The sequence below is a fragment of the Shimia sp. R10_1 genome (assembly GCF_017744095.1).
Taxonomy (GTDB): domain Bacteria; phylum Pseudomonadota; class Alphaproteobacteria; order Rhodobacterales; family Rhodobacteraceae; genus Shimia.
In genome coordinates this window covers 1-15732 of the sequence record NZ_JAGHQX010000005.1, presented here as the reverse complement: position 1 = coordinate 15732, position 15732 = coordinate 1, and the positions used below count along the sequence as shown (strand labels likewise).

Sequence of the window (15732 nt, the reverse complement as noted above, 5' to 3'; positions counted from 1 at the left end):
CGCCGTTAGCGATCATTCGATCCAATGGCTGCGCTTGCCAAACTCAATATGGATCGATTTCAGCTGCGTGTATTCTTCTACGCCATGCATCCCCGCTTCGCGGCCCCAACCAGAGGCTTTAAAACCACCAATTGGCAGTTCCGGGCCACCGGCCAATGTGGTGTTCACCCAGAAACGCCCGGCCTGTACGCGGCGCGAAACCGTCATCGCTTTGTCGATGTTTTTGCTCCATACGCTTGCAGCCAAACCATATTCTGTGTCGTTTGCAATCGCGATGGCGTCCTCGATGTCGTCAAAAGGCATCACACAAAGCACCGGGCCAAAGATCTCTTCGCTCGCGATCGCCATGTCTTGGGTGACATTGGTGAACACTGTCGGCTCTATGTACTGACCCCCAGAAATCTCTGGTGTGCCACCGCCGGAAACCAGCGTTGCGCCCTCTTCCTGACCTTTCGCGATATAGGACAGAATGGTGCGATTTTGCGCATCCGTCGTGATGGCCCCGGCCTGCGTGGTCTCATCCAGCGGATCACCAACGCGCACTTTGCGCAGCTTGTCAGCCACTTTCTGAGCAAACTCATCTGCCACCGACCGCTCGACCAACAGGCGCGAGCCAGACACACAGCACTGGCCTGTGTTAAACGCGATGCCAAAGGCTACACCATCTGCCGCATCATCCAGATCCGCATCGGCAAAAACAATCTGCGGGTTTTTGCCGCCAAGTTCGAGGCCCAGCTTCTTGAAATTGCTCTTGCCAGAGGCTTCCACAACAGAGCGCCCCACAGCAGTCGACCCTGTAAAAGACAGCATATCCACATCCATATGCTCTGCCAGTTTTTGGCCAATCACACTGCCAGAACCAGTGACCACATTGAACACCCCATCCGGCAGACCAGCCTCAGACATGATTTCCGCCAGCATCAGGGTGGTCACCGCCGTCACCTCAGAAGGCTTGGCCACGATGGTACAGCCAGACGCGAGGATGTAAGGCACGCGCTCACACAAAATCAGGAATGGGAAATTCCATGGCGTGATCAGTCCAACAACCCCGATAGGCTCGCGGGTCACAATGCCCATCGCGCCATCACCAGAGTTGTTGAAGCTGTCCCCATGCAGCCCGCGTGCAAGACCTGCCGCAAACTCGAACATGCCGATGCAGCCACCAACCTCGGCGCGGGCCTGAGAAATCGGCTTGCCGTTTTCGAGCGTTTCCCAATAGGCGATTTCCTCAGCACGTGCGCGGACCAACTCGGCGGCTTTCAACAGAACAGCCGCACGATCCGCCCCTGACAGACCGGCCCAGCGGCGATCATCAAACGCTTTGCGCGCAGAGGCAACCGCGGCGTTCAAATCCGCTTCGCTACAACGCGGAACGCGCGATACTGGCACACCGTGTCCCGGTGAGCTGCGTTCAAAAACATCTCGCTCGCCCGCTGGCACAACTGCGCCATCAAGAAAAAAGCCAAAGTCGCGCGGTGCGCTTGGTGGCGTCAGGATTGAGTTGGAATTGTCCATAGTGTCCTCAGTCTGTAGAGCGTCCAGAAACGGTGGCCGGACGTCAGGTGTTAGTCATCAATAGAGGAAAGCGTGCGCACAACCAGTGGTGTCGCCTGCATCGCTTCCAATTTGGGGCCCCAAATCGCGAACCAGTCTTGAGAGAGATGGGTGTCTAAATCTTCTTGCGTGCTCCAGACCTCAACAATCGTCATCTTGCTCGACGACGTGCTGTCACGCCAAAGCTCGTATTGCTCACACCCTTTTTCAGTGCGCGAGCGGGCGATGAATTCCTCCCGAAACATTGCCACAAACTCATCGGAAAGATCAGGTTTCACATCCAGTTCCACCAAAAGACGTACTTTTGTCATCAGTCAGCAAGCTCCCAGAAACGTTGATATTTGGCCTCAAGCGGATGCAGCTCTTTGCGCCCATCCATGTAGTATCCAACCCACTCCGCCAATCGTTGCCCCGCACGACGGCAGGCCTCTTTGGCATGATCGGCACGGGGTTCCCCGGCTACAACCGCGCCATAGTGCAGGCTCTCTTTCTTGGCGACATAATCGGTGATCCCAAAAACGAAATAGCCCATGTTCATCATCATCAGGCTGAGCGCATTGCAGGTCAATTCGCCACCGCCACCAAGCGAGCCGCCAGATGTGAAAGGCACCGCGAATTTACCATCCGTCTTGAACCAGATGTCCGCCACCCGCGTGTCCCACCATTTTTTCATTTTCCAGGAAATACCCGCGAAATGTGTGGGGCAGCCAATCGCAATGCCGTCGGCCCAAAATACATCTTCTGTTTCAGCCTCATCCACATGGCGCACACGCACCTCCATCCCCTCGACACGTTTGATGCCCTCCTCCACAAGCGGCACCATTGAGGCGGTGAATTTGCGGTCGCTCTCGCTGTCGTAAATGATCAGGATCTTTCCCATTTGGTCCTCCCAGACTCTTCGATCAGATTACAATTTGCGTCTTTAGATCCCCCGGGCGTTCCGACAAGGTGTCAAACGCCTGCTGGATCTCCTCCAAATCAAAAGACGCGGCTGTAAACCGGTCCGTTTTGATGCGCGCATGAGCAAGCAGGGTCAGCGCATCGTGCATGTCCTGCCCCATGCCGGCGACCGATCCCTTGATGGAATTTTCCTGCAGGATCGTTTCCACGATGTTCAGGTCCAGCGCTTCCTCTGCGCCGGTGATGCCGAAGGCCGCGATATGCCCGCCTTTTCGGATCAGCTGCGTGGCTTGGCGATACCGTGCCGGTAAACCCACACTTTCAATCACCACATCCGCGCCACGTCCCGCCGTTTTGTCACGCACCAGAGACTCCAGCGCATCCGGGTCCGTCACGCCAAAATCTGCGCCCACATCCAACGCCATCTGCACGCGCTCTTCAGACAGATCCGCCACAATGATTGGCGCTGCGCCAATCGTGCGCAGAAGCTGCACATGCAGGTTACCAATCGGTCCTGCCCCAAGTACAACCACCGACTGACCAAAGGTGATGTTCGCCTTACGCGCGCAGCGCACGACACAGGCCAAAGGCTCCGTCAGCGCCAGCACTTCGGACGGAATGTCAGATGGAGCGGGGATCACAAGCCGTGCAGGCACAGCGAGATACTCAGAAAAAGCACCATCCATTGTGATGCCCATTTGCTGCATGTCTGGGCAGTTCAGGATCTCGTTGCGCCGACACCAGAAACACCGACCGCAACCAATGTTCATATCCACCACGACAGGCTGCCCGACAGTGAGGTCGCGCACGCCCTCGCCCAATTCCGCAACCTCACCTGTGAATTCATGCCCGGGGATCATCGGCAGGTTTTCTGCGGCGTAGTGACCATTGAAAATATGAAAATCCGTGCCACAGATCCCGACACGGCTGATCTTTATGAGCACCTCATCGCGCCCCGCCAGGGGCCGCGGCACCTCTCTAAGTTCAAAGGTGCCGGGCGCCGTAAGGACGGCGGCGCGCATCGTGTTGCACGCCACGTCCGTCATTTGACCACTCGCAACTTGGTGCGGTCGATGGTGAGAGCAATGGCCGCAATCAGGATCAGGCCAAACACCATCTGCTGTTTGGTGGCATCAACCTCAAAGTAGAGCATGGAGGACCGGATCACTGCCACAATCAGCGTGCCAATCAACGTGTTGATCACACCGCCCACACCCCCAGTCAGAGGAGTGCCTCCGACCAAGACCGCCACAATGGCCGGCAGCAAAAATCCATTGGCAAGCGTTGGCGAGCCACCAGACAGTTTGACAGAAAACAACAGCCCCGCAATCGCGGCCAACCCGGCAGAGAGCGCAAAGGCCATGATCTTGATACGGGTCACATTCAATCCGGAGGCCACCGCCGCAGGCTCACCTGCGCCCACAGCTTTCAAGGCGCGGCCAAAAGTTGTGCGAGACTGCAGAAACCATGTGCCCAAGACAAGCGCGCCACCAATGAAAATCTCATGGGGAATGCCGGCAGTCACGCCCGTCATCCAGCCAAACGTGCTGTCACGCATCGTCGCATCCATGAACAAGGCCCGCTGACCGGACATATACTGCGCCGCCGAAAAGGCCACGCCGCCCACGGCCAGCGTAGAAATAAACGACGGCACAAGAAGCTTGGTGGTCACATAGCCAGAGACCGCGCCCATCGCCAAACCGGCCAAAATACAGATCAGCGCCGCGCCAATGCCGTAGCTCGGCAACGCAAGCGTGGCGATCACTGTGGTCATATTGGCAATCGATTGCGCCGACAGATCAATGCCACCGATGTAAATCGCAAAGGTCATGCCCAGCGCCATAATGAACAGCGGCACAATATCCGCAGCCATCGACACAAGATTTACGGGTCGCAAGAAATTGGTATCGGCGATCCCCACAATCAGCACAAGCGCCAGCAGGGTGATCCAGGGGAGATGCGGTTTGATCCGCGCAAAGTTGACAGCTGTCATCGTCTTGGAAGTCATCTTTAAATCCTCAGATCATGTGGTGGACAAGGTCATAGAGCGACGGCTTGTCTCCTGGGCTGCACTCAAAACGTTTCTGTGCCTCACCGTCTTTGAGCACGATGATCGTGTGGCTGAGGCCAATGGCCTCTTCGAGCGTGTCCGCCACCAAAACGATCCCAACGCCATCATCAGACATCTCGCGCACCATGTCGTAGACATCTTCTTTTGCGCCAATGTCCAAGCCACGTGTGGGGTGATCAAGCAGAATGATGTCTGATCCGGCAGAGCGCCATTTCGCCAAAACTACCTTCTGCTGGTTGCCACCTGAAAGGCCGCCACAGTCCTTGTAGACATCCGGGGTTTTGATCGCCAAACGCTCAATCCACTTTCGGGCAAGCGCTTTTTCCTCACCGATGCTCAAGACACCTGATTTGGAATAGTTACCCATCTGGCTGAGGGTCATGTTTTCATAAACGTTCATGCCCGCAACGATGCCCTCGATCTTGCGTTCACGCGGGATATAGCCAACGCCATTCACAACGCCAGACTTAGCCGTGAAAGAGGTTATTTCGCTGCCTTTCAGCGCAACCTGCCCCTCCGTCGGTGTTTCGAGGCCAAAAATAGTTCTCAGAATGGCTTCGCGGCCAGAGCCTTCTGTCCCCACCAGACAAAGCACTTCGCCCGGATGCAGATCAAACGAGATATCGCTGTATTTCCGCTCCAGTGAAACATTCTTGAAGGAAACCAGCGGCTGCGCGTCAGCCTTATAGGGCTTTTGTTTTTGCTCGCGGTAGTATTCCTTGTCTACGTCGCGCCCGACCATCTTATGCTGGATCGCATCGACGTCAGCCTCATCATGGGTGACCACATCCACCACTTCGCCGTCTTTCATCACATAAATGCGGTCAGACAGATCCAGCACCTCATCCATACGGTGGCTGACAAAGATGAACGACGCCCGTTTGGTCAGTTCACGCACGAGGCTGAACAGCAGTTCCACCTCTTCCTTGGCCAGCACTGAAGTTGGCTCATCCAGCAAGATGACCAGATCGCCATCAATGCGCTCTTCCAAGGTCAACACTTTGGCAAGTTCAACCAACTGGCGTTGCGCGAATGAAAGCTCAGAAGTGATGGTTGCTGGATCAATATCCAGCTTCACCTTTTCAAGCTGTTGGCGCGCCGCTGCAGCCATGGCCTTCCAGTTGATCACGCCAAAGCTGACAAACTGCTGCTCAAAGCCCAGATAAATGTTCTCCATCACAGTGAGATTGGTGATCAGGGACTGCTCTTGAAACACCATGCCAATACCATGATCCATGGCCTGACGTGGATTTTGAAAGCGCACTTTGGTTCCGTCGATGGTGATATCACCGCCATCAGGCTGATAGGCACCATAGATCACCTTCATCAAGGTTGATTTGCCCGCGCCGTTTTCCCCAACCAGACCGACGATCTCGCCCCGCCCGATCTTAAAATCCACCGCCTTGAGCGCATGCACGCCAGGGAAGATCTTGTCTACTTTTTGAAGCTCGTACATATCCCGGCCCCTATTTCACGAAGGTGACGGACTTACGGTCGGTGGACAACACGACCGCGAGGATAACCAGCAGGCCCAGCACGCCATCCTGGACGTATCCGGGCAGGCCAATCACCACCATTCCATTGTTGATGACGTTCACGATGAGCACACCGATCAGCGTGTTCCACACCCCACCGATGCCGCCCCAAAGTGCTGTGCCCCCGACCACAACTGAGGTGATCGAAACAAACATGAAGTTGGAGCCTGTCGCGGTTTCCGCGATACCAATCCGACCCACTGCCAGCAACGCCCCCACAGCGTAGAAGACACCCGCCAGCATAAAGCCCAGAATGCGCACCCGGTTCACATTCAGACCAGAGGCGTGCGCCAACTCTTCGCCTCCTCCAACAGCGTAGAAGTTCCGGCCCAGTGTTGTGCGGGTCTGAATGAACCAGCCGATCAGCAGGAAGAGCAGAGCGACATAGCACATGATTGGAAAGCCAAACCAACGCTCCGTGAGCAGTGAGCGGAACAGCTCATCCTGCACTCTGACGCGATCCCCTCCCGTCAAAAGCAACGCAAAACCGGTGCCGACAAAGCCCATCGCAAGCGACGCCATGAAAGAGGGAATCTTCAACCAGACGTGCACCATCCCATTCACCAGGCCGACAACCGCCCCCACCAACAAGGCAAGCGGCAGGGCCAACCAGGCAAACGAGGCCAATGTCCCGCCCATGGCGATGAACGCAAAGGCAAACACCACCGCACAAACGGAAACAGTGCCCTCCATCGACAGGTCAATCGACCCCATTATGATGATGAAAGTTACGCCAATCGCCACCATGAGCGCAGGTGCAGACGAAATCCCGATCCTGGCAAAGTTGCGCAGCGAAAAGAAGCGCGGCTCCATTGCCGCAAAAAACAGCACCAGTACGATCAGGACGATCAATGGCGCCCATTTTATCAGAACATTCCGTGTCAGCACACTGCCCACCTGTTCCCACTCCGTGTAGAAATTAGAATTTGGCCATCCCCTGACCACAAAGGGCAGGCCACGCACGCCTAGTTACGGCGTGGCCTGAGGAGAGATCGGATGACGCCGTAGCGCCACCCCATCCAGGGAGTTTACTTATAGGCGATCTGACCGTTGGTCGGACCCCAGAAGTCTTTCCAGTCGTAGTTTGGCACGCTGTCGATGTAGTTGGCTTTGAAGGCCGCTGCATCTTCAGGCGTGACAAACACGGCCGGGCCGTAGAACTCGCGATGCGCATTGGGCTCTTCAGACGGTTTGAACGTGCCAATTGCCGCGTGATAAGCCAGTGCCGCTGTGATGCCGCCACCCCAATGCGGGTTCGTGAAGACGGTCGCGAGAATTTTCTTCTCTGCCACCAGCTGAACCGCCTGAGGGTTGCCATCATAAGACACGATCGGCATGTCCTCGATGCCTTCCGCACGCAGGGCTTCCAGAACACCATAGGCAATGGTGTCATTGGCACAGTGCACACCTTTGATCTCATCACCGTAGCGGGTCAGGAAGGCGCTCATCACCTGATTGGCTTTCTGGGTATCCCAATCCGCAGGCTCTGCTGCCAGAAGCTCCACATCAGGATAGTCTTTCAGCGCGTTCTTCAGACCTTGCAGTCGTTCGATCGCTGGGTTGTTGGACGCGATGCCGCCAAGATGAACAACGCCACCTTTGCCACCCATGGCATCCAGCAGAATGCGCGCGGTCTGCTCCGCAGGGCCTTCATCAGACCAAGTCATATGGGAGACATAGTTGTCGCCAAAATCCCAAGGATGCAGATCGTCTGTTTTGTTCCAAATGGTGGACACATAGCCACCCGCCTGCGCTACGGCCTCGACGATCGGGCGTGCGTTTGGCGCATCATTTGTGTCAATTGCAAGCGCAAGCTCGCCGTTGGTCTTGGAAAGCAATGCCTTCACATCCGACAGAGACTTCTCAGAAGACCCCTCGTTGATCAGGTGTGTTAGAAATTCCTTCGGCTTGCCGAGGCTCTCAATGAACGCTTCGCCACCGGAAACAATCTCGTTCCAGTACGGGTTCGTACGGTTGCGATAGCTCCAAGCAACGGTTGGATCAGAAATCGCCGCTCTCGCAACGCCACCCAGCATGCTGGACGCAGCGACACCGCCCACGCCATAGGCAGAGGCGAGAAGAAAGTTACGACGGCTGATCGTTTCCTGCTCAATGAACTTCTTAATGAATGACATGGTTTCCTCCCTTTTCATTCAAATCTCGCAAAACGCTGTGCGGCCTGATGCCCACCGTGTTTTCGCTAGGAAGTGCCTCCAGCCCAGCCTCAAAACACCACTCTGACAACCGCCCCGCGTCGCGCTTAATGCACTAACTGGTTACTTCACGAAATGACGGCGTGTCAACCCGTCTCGCAGGGCAGATTTCAACAGTTTGCCAGTCTCTGGCGCAGTTGCCCCTTGACGCGAGAGGCGCAAAGAGGCGATTTGAAAGGAGCTGCATAGGGCGATTTTTGAAAGCGTTTTGCCTTTTTGAAAACGCCAACCCGCCGCAAAAGGAAGAGCAGAGCATGGCTGAAGCAAACACCAAGAAACGCAAGAGAGACGCAGAAGCCACAAAGGCGCGAATCCTTGTTGCAGCAAAAAAAGAGTTTGCAAAAAGCGGACTTGGCGGCGCCCGCGTTGACGAAATCGCCGAACGTGCCAATGCAAACAAACGTATGATCTACCACTATTTCGGGAGCAAAGAGGACCTGTTTCGCGCAGTGCTGGAAGAGGCCTATCTTGGAATTCGTGAAGCTGAGAAGCGGCTGAAGCTAGACGATATGGCCCCAAGCGAAGCACTTGAAAAGCTGGTGCGGTTTACTTGGACTTATTACCTGAAAAACCCAGAATTCATCACCCTCGTGAACAGCGAAAACCTGCACCGCGCCAAGCACCTCAAAGGGCTCAAAACACTTCCAGAAGCGACTCGCGGCCTCGTGGATCTGGTCTCCGACATCCTGAAAAGAGGGGAAGAATCAGGCGAGTTCCGCCCGGGCATTGATGCGACACAGCTCAACATTACCATTGCTGCGATCGGGTACTACTATCTGACCAACCGCTTCACCGGGTCCTATCTTTTTGACCGCGACATGATGGACACGGCAGCGCTTGATGCCCGTCTGGACTTCAACGTCGACACAATCATGCGACTGGTTGCAGCGGAGTAGTGGCCTGCCCTCCAGTGCCGCCGCACCGAAACCAAACAAAAAAGGAAGAAGCAGATACCGCTCCTTCCCTCATGTCGCAAACCAACGCCTAACCAAACGTCATTTCGCGCTCGCTAGCCCCGCTGCCTCGATCGCCGCCAAAGCGCAGGCCACATCTTCGGGCTCTTTCGCACCTGACACCCCAATAGCGCCAATCAGCACCCCGTCGTCGTAAATCGGAACGCCACCGCCCCAGGTCAGAAACCGCTCACGCGTGCCGACACCAAGGCTGAGTGTTGCGCTTTTCATCATGCCTTCACCAAACTCAGCGGAGGGCTTGCGCAAGGTTGCTGCTGTATAAGCTTTGTCCTGCGCAAATCCGCCAATGGGCGGAGCGGCAGCATCATCACGTCCAAAAGACACGAGCCCGCCATGCGGATCACAGACGGCAACAGCAACGGCCCAACCTTCTGACTGCGCATACTCTAAAGCTGCGGCCACAAGCTCTTGCGCGGCCTGAAACGTGATTGTGCGTTGAGCGAAGCTCTTCATCTTATCTGCTCCTTTTCAGTCTTTGAAATCTGCAAATGCGCGCTTCTCAGCGCCGACGCGCCCTGCAGGGCGGCCAACCTGCGCGCGCGCAGTGCTTACAACACAAACAACAGTTCATTGGTGCCGCTTTGCACCAAATCCCCATCTTGATTTGTGACGTCAAACTGCGTGCGCAAAATCCCCTTGTCGCCCGAAGAGGTTTTGCGTTTCCCGACAATGGTCAGCCCCGCATGGATACGGTCCCCGGCCAGCACTGGCGCCTCAAAGCGCCAGTTCCACCCCATGGACACCAAACCATCCAGCCGTGCCGCTGCATTGTTCTTCAGGCCGTCCACCATAGAGAGCACGAGAAGCCCGTGGGCCACACGGTTGGCAAACCCCTTTTCGGCGGCAAAGTCCGCATCCATATGCAACGCATAGTGATCCCCAGACACCGCGGCGAATTGATCAATCAGCGCAGTCGTAACTTGCGCAGATCCCGCATCAATCCAATCTCCGATGGCCAGATCATCATAGCCATACACACCAGGGGGCAAAGCTGCCCCCTTCAAACCCTGCGTCATGTGCTTTCGCTCCGATTGGCCGCTTAAACAGGTGTTGGCGCATCTTCGCGCAACAGGCCCTTGGCTTTCAGATCAGCCCAGAACTGTGCTGGAATCTCATGACTGAACCAGGCCAGATTTTGTTCCAACTGCTGAACGGTGCGCGTGCCCGCCATGAACGACGGCACCGCTGGATGTGCCACAACAAACTGCAACGCCGCCGCGGCCAGAGGTACGTTGTATTCCGCACACACCTCTTCGATTTTGGCCACTTTCTGCATGATGTCTGCAGGGGCCGGGGCGTAGTTGTATTTCGCGCCCTCTTTGGCACCCGTCGCCAAAATACCTGAGTTAAAGCCACCACCTACAACCACGGCCGCGCCGCGCGCCTCACACAGAGGCAAGAACTTATCAAGCGCCTCCTGTTCCAGCAGCGTGTACCGCCCCGCCAGCAGGAAGCAGTCAAAGTCACGTTGCTCCAACGCAGCATGACAAACTTCCCACTCGTTCACACCCACACCGATGGCCTTGACCACACCCTGATCTCGCAGGCTTTCCAGCGCCTTATAGGCACCATCCATCGCCTGCTTGAAAACTTCAGGCTGCTCGCTGCCTCGGGTGAACACATCGATGTCATGGATAAAACAGATATCCATGCGCTCCAGCGCCAGCCGTTGCAAACTGTCTTCAAAGGAGCGCATCACACCATCATAGGAATAATCGAATTCCATCGTGAATGGCGCTGCGTTCGTCCAGGGCTCAAAATTGATCTCACTGCGCTTGGCAGGTTTCAGCAGGCGCCCCACTTTCGATGACAGCACCAATTCATCGCGATTTTTCCAGCGCAGGTTCTGCCCAGTGCGCAGTTCAGACAAACCATGGCCATACATTGGTGCCGTATCGTAGTACCGCACGCCTGCATCCCAGGCATGTTCATACATGGCAGAGGATGTCTGCTCATCGATTTCGCGGAAAATATTGCCTACCGGCGCCGTGCCAAAGCCAAACGCCGTGACCTCAAGATCCACTCGGCCAAATTTGTTTTTACTGTTCGGGTTCATACCCAGCCTCCCTTTTCCTCCATTCAAACACGTTCGCCTATGCCAAACATGCCTGATGTGTCTCCCAGTGCCACAGGCACACAATCACCTAAGTAACTGATTGGTTATTTAACGCAAACTACCTCTCCGATCAAGCGCCAAGCACAGGTGCGCTCGCCTCAAATAGGACGCGCGCCGCACCAACGCCAGACATCGCGCTTGACGGGTCGAATTTGTCCGACTTATAAGTAACTAGATAGTTACATTAAGATCGAACAAGAGGCGCGCCATGTTTCTGACGGAAACACATGAACAAGTACGTGATATGACCCGGCAATTTGCCCAGGAGGTCATCCGCCCCCTTGCTGAAGAACTGGATCGCGATTCGCGATTCCCGGCCGAAATCTATGACCAGATGGGAGAATTGGGCCTGTTTGGCATCGGCGTACCCGAAGAAATGGGCGGACCGGGTTTTGACACTGTGACCTATGCCTTGGTGATGGAAGAGCTATCACGCGGTTATGCCTCTGTGGCTGATCAATGCGGTTTGCTGGAGCTGGTCTCCACCCTGCTTGTCCGTCACGGCACCGAAGCGCAACGGGACAAATGGATGGGCGATCTGCTCACAGCCAAACTGCGCCCTGCTTACTGCATCACCGAACCAGAAGCAGGCACAGATGTCTCCGGCATTCGCACCACAGCCGTGCGCGACGGTGACGGTTGGGTACTCAATGGTGGGAAGATCTGGATCCACAATGCCCCTGTGGCCGATGTGGGCTTTGTGCTGGCACGCACCGATCCAGACGCCGGGCATCGTGGCATGTCGATCTTCATCGTTGATCTACACGCAGCGGGCGTCACCCGCGGCCCCAAAGAAATCAAGATGGGCCAGCGCGCAAGTCAGGTGGGCCCCCTGTCCTTTGACGAAGTCCGCCTGCCTGCAGATGCACTTCTGGGTGTCGAAGGGCGTGGTTTCCATATGATGATGAGCGTGCTCGACAAAGGCCGCGTCGGCATCGCCGCACTGGCTGTTGGCATCGGTCAAGCCGGGCTTGAGGCCGCCACCGAATATGCTCAACAGCGCAAACAGTTCAACAAAGCCATCTCTGAGTTTCAGGGTGTACAATGGCTTCTGGCTGACATTGCCAAAGATGTGGAGGCCGCGCGCCTTCTCGTGCAATCCGCAGCCTACAAGATCGATATGGGACAGGATGCAACCAAAGCCTGCTCCATCGCAAAATGCTTTGCGGGCGATATGGCCGTGGCCCGCTCCGCCGACGCAGTGCAGGTCTTTGGCGGCTCTGGCTACATTCGCGGCTTTGAGGTGGAACGCCTCTATCGCGATGCTAAGATCACCCAGATCTATGAGGGCACAAACCAGATTCAGCGCATGATCATTGCGCGTGAACTGGTTGCGAAAGGAGCGCAGGCATGACGCGACAGGTTGCACTAGTAACAGGGTCCTCCCGGGGGATCGGCCTTGCGGCGGCAACAGCCTTGGCACGCGAGGGCTTTGCCGTCGCGGTCAACGGTCCCCACGAAGACGCAGAGCTCAACCGCGCCGTCGAAGCGATACGCGCCGAAGGTGTGCCTGCCATGGCCTGTGCTTTTGATGTGACCGACCTCTCCGCCCATGATGCCCAACTGGCACGCATCGAGGCAGAGCTCGGCCCGCTCACCACATTGGTCAACAATGCCGGTGTGGGCGTCTTGCAACGCGGCGATCTGCTGGAGGTGTCCGAAGAAAGCTATGACCGCTGCATGGCGGTCAACACCAAGGCAATGTTCTTTCTGTCACAAGCCTTTGCCAAACGCCTGATCGCGCGCCAGCGCGACACAGCGCTGTTTCACGCCATCGTCAATGTCACCTCCTCCAATGCTGTTGCCGTGGCCGTGCCGCGCGCTGAATATTGCGCCTCAAAAGCGGCGGCCGCGATGGTATCCAAAACTTTCGCGGTGCGATTGGGCGCGGAAAACATCGCCGTCTATGATGTGCAGCCCGGGCTGATCGCCACCGAAATGACGGCACCCGTGATCGATATGTATGACCAGCGCGCCAAAGACGGGCTCACCCTCTTCCCGCGCGTCGGCCAGCCAGAGGACATGGGCGCCATCATCGCCTCCCTGGCCAGCGGCAAACTCCCCTACACCACCGGACAGGCAATTTCGGCAGATGCCGGCATGCTTGTGCCCCGTTTCTGAGGTCTTCTGATGAAAATTCAACTGCCTGACACGCAAGGTGTGTTGCACCCCTACCAGCTCACCGGCACCCCGGTGACCCCATCAAAACTGACAGAGAACTCTGCCCGCGTGCTCTATTCTGCGGCACATGTGGTCTCTGATCCGTTTGGCGATCATGATCCAACCGGCCCCGCCAAGGTGGACTGGAACAAAACCATGGAGTTTCGCCACTATCTGGCGGGCATGGGCATGGGCATAGCCGAAGCAATGGATACCGCGCAGCGCGGCATGGGGCTGGATTGGAACGGCGCGCTCGAACTGATCCGCCGCACCAAAGAAGAGCTGCCTGATGCCCTGGTGGCCAATGGCTGCGGCACAGATCACCTCGATCCAGCTGACGCGCGTGATCTGGACGATGTGCGCCGCGCCTATCTGGAGCAGGTTGACGCCATTCAGGCCGTCGGTGGCCGCCTGATCCTCATGGCTTCGCGCGCGCTGGCACGCGTCGCGCAAAGCCCAGAAGACTATATCACCATCTATTCCGATGTGCTGAACGCCTGCGACCAGCCGGTGATTCTGCACTGGCTTGGCGATATGTTTGACCCGCAGCTGGCAGGCTACTGGGGCAGCGACAATTTCGCCGATACGCTGGACACGGTGGTGCAGATCATTGAGGCCAATGTCGCCAAGGTCGATGGCATCAAGATCTCTCTGCTAGATGCCGACAAAGAGGTGCAGCTGCGCCGCCGCCTGCCCGAAGGCGTCAAGATGTACACCGGCGATGATTTCAACTACCCCGAACTCATCGAAGGCGACGAGCAGGGGCATTCTCACGCGCTGCTTGGTATCTTTGACCCGCTGGCTCCTGCGGCGGCCTATGCGGTCAGTAAACTCAGCGAGGGCGATACGCGCAGCTTCCGCGACACGCTGGATCCCACTGTGCCACTGGCGCGCCATATCTTCCGCGCACCCACGCAGTACTACAAAACCGGTGTGGTGTTTCTCGCTTGGCTGAATGGGTTTCAGGACCACTTCATCATGCTCAACGGTGCGCAATCGACCCGCTCTCTGCCCTATTTCACCGATTGCTTCAAAATGGCGGACGGTTGCGGCTTGCTGCGGGATCCCGATCTGGCGGTCGAACGCATGGGTGCCATGCTGAAGCTCTACGGCGTGTGATCTGATGCGTGATTTCTCCCAAAACCACGCCGCACTTGCGCTCAACACTGCGAGCCTCGGGCACAATCTTGAGGGTTTTGGCGCAGGCTGGTCGCCGGAACAGGTGATCGACGCCTGCGCGGCGCGCGGCTATGGGGGCATCACCTTCTGGCGTCGTGAACTGGGGGAACGCGCCTTTGACATCGGGGTGCGCACCCGCGCGGCCGGGCTGCAAATTGCCGGTCTGTGCCGCACACCCTTTCTGACCGGCCCCCTCGCTCTCCCCAGCGACACGGAGATCATGGACGACTTCCACCGCTCGATTGATGAGGCCGCAGAACTCGGCGCAGAGGTGCTGACAATCGTGACCGGAGGGCCTGAGCCGGGCACCAAAGGGGTTCTTGAAAGTCAGAAACTGCTGGCAGACCGGGTTGCGCGTGCCGCCGACTATGCCACAGAGCGCAATGTCAATCTGGCGCTGGAGCCGCTGAGCCCGGCGACCGCAGGCAATCGCACCTGCATCATGACCGCCGCAGATGCGCTCAATGTCTGTGATGCTGTGGGGGCGGCCAATGTCGGGGTGGCGATTGATGTCTACCATGTCTGGTGGGATACCACACTGGCGGCCACGCTCGCCAAACGTGGCGCCGGTCGCATCCTCGGCTATCATCTCTGCGACTGGCTGGCAGACACCACCGATGTTCTGCTGGACCGTGGCATGATGGGGGACGGCGTGGCCGATCTCAAAGCACTGCGCGCCGCTGTCGAATCCGCAGGCTATAATGGTCTGTGCGAGGTTGAGATTTTCTCAGCCAACAATTGGTGGCAACGCGCCCCGGAAGATGTTCTCGACACCATCGTCGAACGTTTCCGCAGCTGTTGCTGAAGAAAGCAACTTTCCCAACGGAGAACCCCATGAAGGTCTTGGTACCTGTCAAGCGCGTGATTGACTATAACGTGAAAGTGCGTGTGAAAGCGGACGGAAGCGGAGTTGATCTCGCCAATGTCAAAATGTCGATGAACCCATTTGACGAGATTGCCGTCGAAGAGGCCATCCGTCTCAAGGAAGCCGGCAAAGCAGACGAAGTTGTGGCTGTTTCGATCGGTGTGA

General features: G+C 56.8%; 16 protein-coding genes and 1 pseudogene. 6 read left to right on the top strand and 11 right to left on the bottom strand.

Going from position 1 to position 15732, the window contains the following annotated elements; genetic code table 11:
* Nucleotides 1–12 precede the first annotated feature (12 nt).
* The 8 genes from J7413_RS10635 to J7413_RS10600 all read right to left on the bottom strand — a co-directional run bounded on the left by J7413_RS10635 (nt 13) and on the right by J7413_RS10600 (nt 8195).
* Nucleotides 13–1515, bottom strand: coding sequence for an aldehyde dehydrogenase family protein (locus J7413_RS10635; protein ID WP_209098070.1), 1503 nt, complete (start codon nt 1513–1515; stop codon nt 13–15).
* Nucleotides 1516–1565: 50 nt separating this feature from the next.
* On the bottom strand, nt 1566–1865 hold the full coding sequence (locus J7413_RS10630; RefSeq protein ID WP_209098069.1) for a putative quinol monooxygenase: 300 nt from the start codon (nt 1863–1865) through the stop codon (nt 1566–1568).
* Nucleotides 1865–2434: an NAD(P)H-dependent oxidoreductase gene (locus J7413_RS10625; RefSeq protein ID WP_209098068.1), complete on the bottom strand. Its 570-nt coding sequence runs from the start codon at nt 2432–2434 to the stop codon at nt 1865–1867. Before J7413_RS10625 ends, J7413_RS10630 begins: the two co-directional genes overlap by 1 nt.
* Nucleotides 2435–2456: 22 nt before the next feature.
* A complete protein-coding gene (locus tag J7413_RS10620; protein ID WP_209098067.1) occupies nt 2457–3500 on the bottom strand; it encodes an alcohol dehydrogenase catalytic domain-containing protein in 1044 nt (347 codons plus the stop codon).
* A complete protein-coding gene (locus tag J7413_RS10615; RefSeq protein ID WP_247743464.1) occupies nt 3497–4462 on the bottom strand; it encodes an ABC transporter permease in 966 nt (321 codons plus the stop codon). Before J7413_RS10615 ends, J7413_RS10620 begins: the two co-directional genes overlap by 4 nt.
* A gap of 10 nt (nt 4463–4472) precedes the next feature.
* Entirely contained in the window at nt 4473–5981 is a 1509-nt protein-coding gene (locus J7413_RS10610; RefSeq protein WP_209098066.1) for a sugar ABC transporter ATP-binding protein, read from the bottom strand.
* Nucleotides 5982–5991: 10 nt separating this feature from the next.
* Complete coding sequence (locus tag J7413_RS10605) at nt 5992–6948, bottom strand: ABC transporter permease (protein WP_348538740.1); 957 nt, start codon at nt 6946–6948, stop codon at nt 5992–5994.
* Nucleotides 6949–7088: 140 nt separating this feature from the next.
* Nucleotides 7089–8195 carry a sugar ABC transporter substrate-binding protein gene (locus J7413_RS10600; protein ID WP_247743463.1) on the bottom strand — a complete coding sequence of 369 codons (1107 nt, stop codon included), beginning with the start codon at nt 8193–8195 and terminating at the stop codon, nt 7089–7091.
* 332 nt (nt 8196–8527) lie between these two features.
* Between J7413_RS10600 and J7413_RS10595 the strand changes: the two genes are divergently transcribed.
* Nucleotides 8528–9169 carry a TetR/AcrR family transcriptional regulator gene (locus J7413_RS10595; protein ID WP_209098064.1) on the top strand — a complete coding sequence of 214 codons (642 nt, stop codon included), beginning with the start codon at nt 8528–8530 and terminating at the stop codon, nt 9167–9169.
* Nucleotides 9170–9268: 99 nt separating this feature from the next.
* Here the strand turns inward: J7413_RS10595 and J7413_RS10590 are convergent, their stop codons facing one another.
* The 3 genes from J7413_RS10590 to J7413_RS10580 form a co-directional block, all read right to left on the bottom strand.
* Nucleotides 9269–9700 (bottom strand): heme-binding protein, encoded by a 432-nt coding sequence (locus J7413_RS10590; RefSeq protein WP_209098063.1) that lies wholly within the window; start codon nt 9698–9700, stop codon nt 9269–9271.
* A gap of 95 nt (nt 9701–9795) precedes the next feature.
* Nucleotides 9796–10263, bottom strand: a complete 468-nt coding sequence (locus J7413_RS10585) for a MaoC family dehydratase (RefSeq protein WP_209098062.1) — start codon at nt 10261–10263, stop codon at nt 9796–9798.
* Between the two features lie 23 nt (nt 10264–10286).
* Nucleotides 10287–11303: an aldo/keto reductase gene (locus tag J7413_RS10580; RefSeq protein ID WP_209098061.1), complete on the bottom strand. Its 1017-nt coding sequence runs from the start codon at nt 11301–11303 to the stop codon at nt 10287–10289.
* Nucleotides 11304–11571: 268 nt separating this feature from the next.
* Here J7413_RS10580 and J7413_RS10575 point away from each other — a divergent pair, with 268 nt between their 5' ends.
* The 5 genes and pseudogenes from J7413_RS10575 to J7413_RS10555 form a co-directional block, all read left to right on the top strand.
* On the top strand, nt 11572–12717 hold the full coding sequence (locus J7413_RS10575) for an acyl-CoA dehydrogenase family protein (RefSeq protein WP_209098060.1): 1146 nt from the start codon (nt 11572–11574) through the stop codon (nt 12715–12717).
* The gene (locus J7413_RS10570) at nt 12714–13484 is read left to right on the top strand and encodes a 3-ketoacyl-ACP reductase (protein ID WP_209098059.1); all 771 of its coding nucleotides are present in this window, start codon (nt 12714–12716) and stop codon (nt 13482–13484) included. Before J7413_RS10575 ends, J7413_RS10570 begins: the two co-directional genes overlap by 4 nt.
* A gap of 9 nt (nt 13485–13493) precedes the next feature.
* On the top strand, nt 13494–14642 hold the full coding sequence (locus J7413_RS10565; RefSeq protein ID WP_209098058.1) for a dihydrodipicolinate synthase family protein: 1149 nt from the start codon (nt 13494–13496) through the stop codon (nt 14640–14642).
* Nucleotides 14643–14646: 4 nt separating this feature from the next.
* Nucleotides 14647–15507 (top strand): sugar phosphate isomerase/epimerase family protein, encoded by an 861-nt coding sequence (locus J7413_RS10560; RefSeq protein ID WP_209098057.1) that lies wholly within the window; start codon nt 14647–14649, stop codon nt 15505–15507.
* 29 nt (nt 15508–15536) lie between these two features.
* Nucleotides 15537–15732, top strand: a pseudogene (locus J7413_RS10555) (electron transfer flavoprotein subunit beta/FixA family protein); the annotation flags it as partial.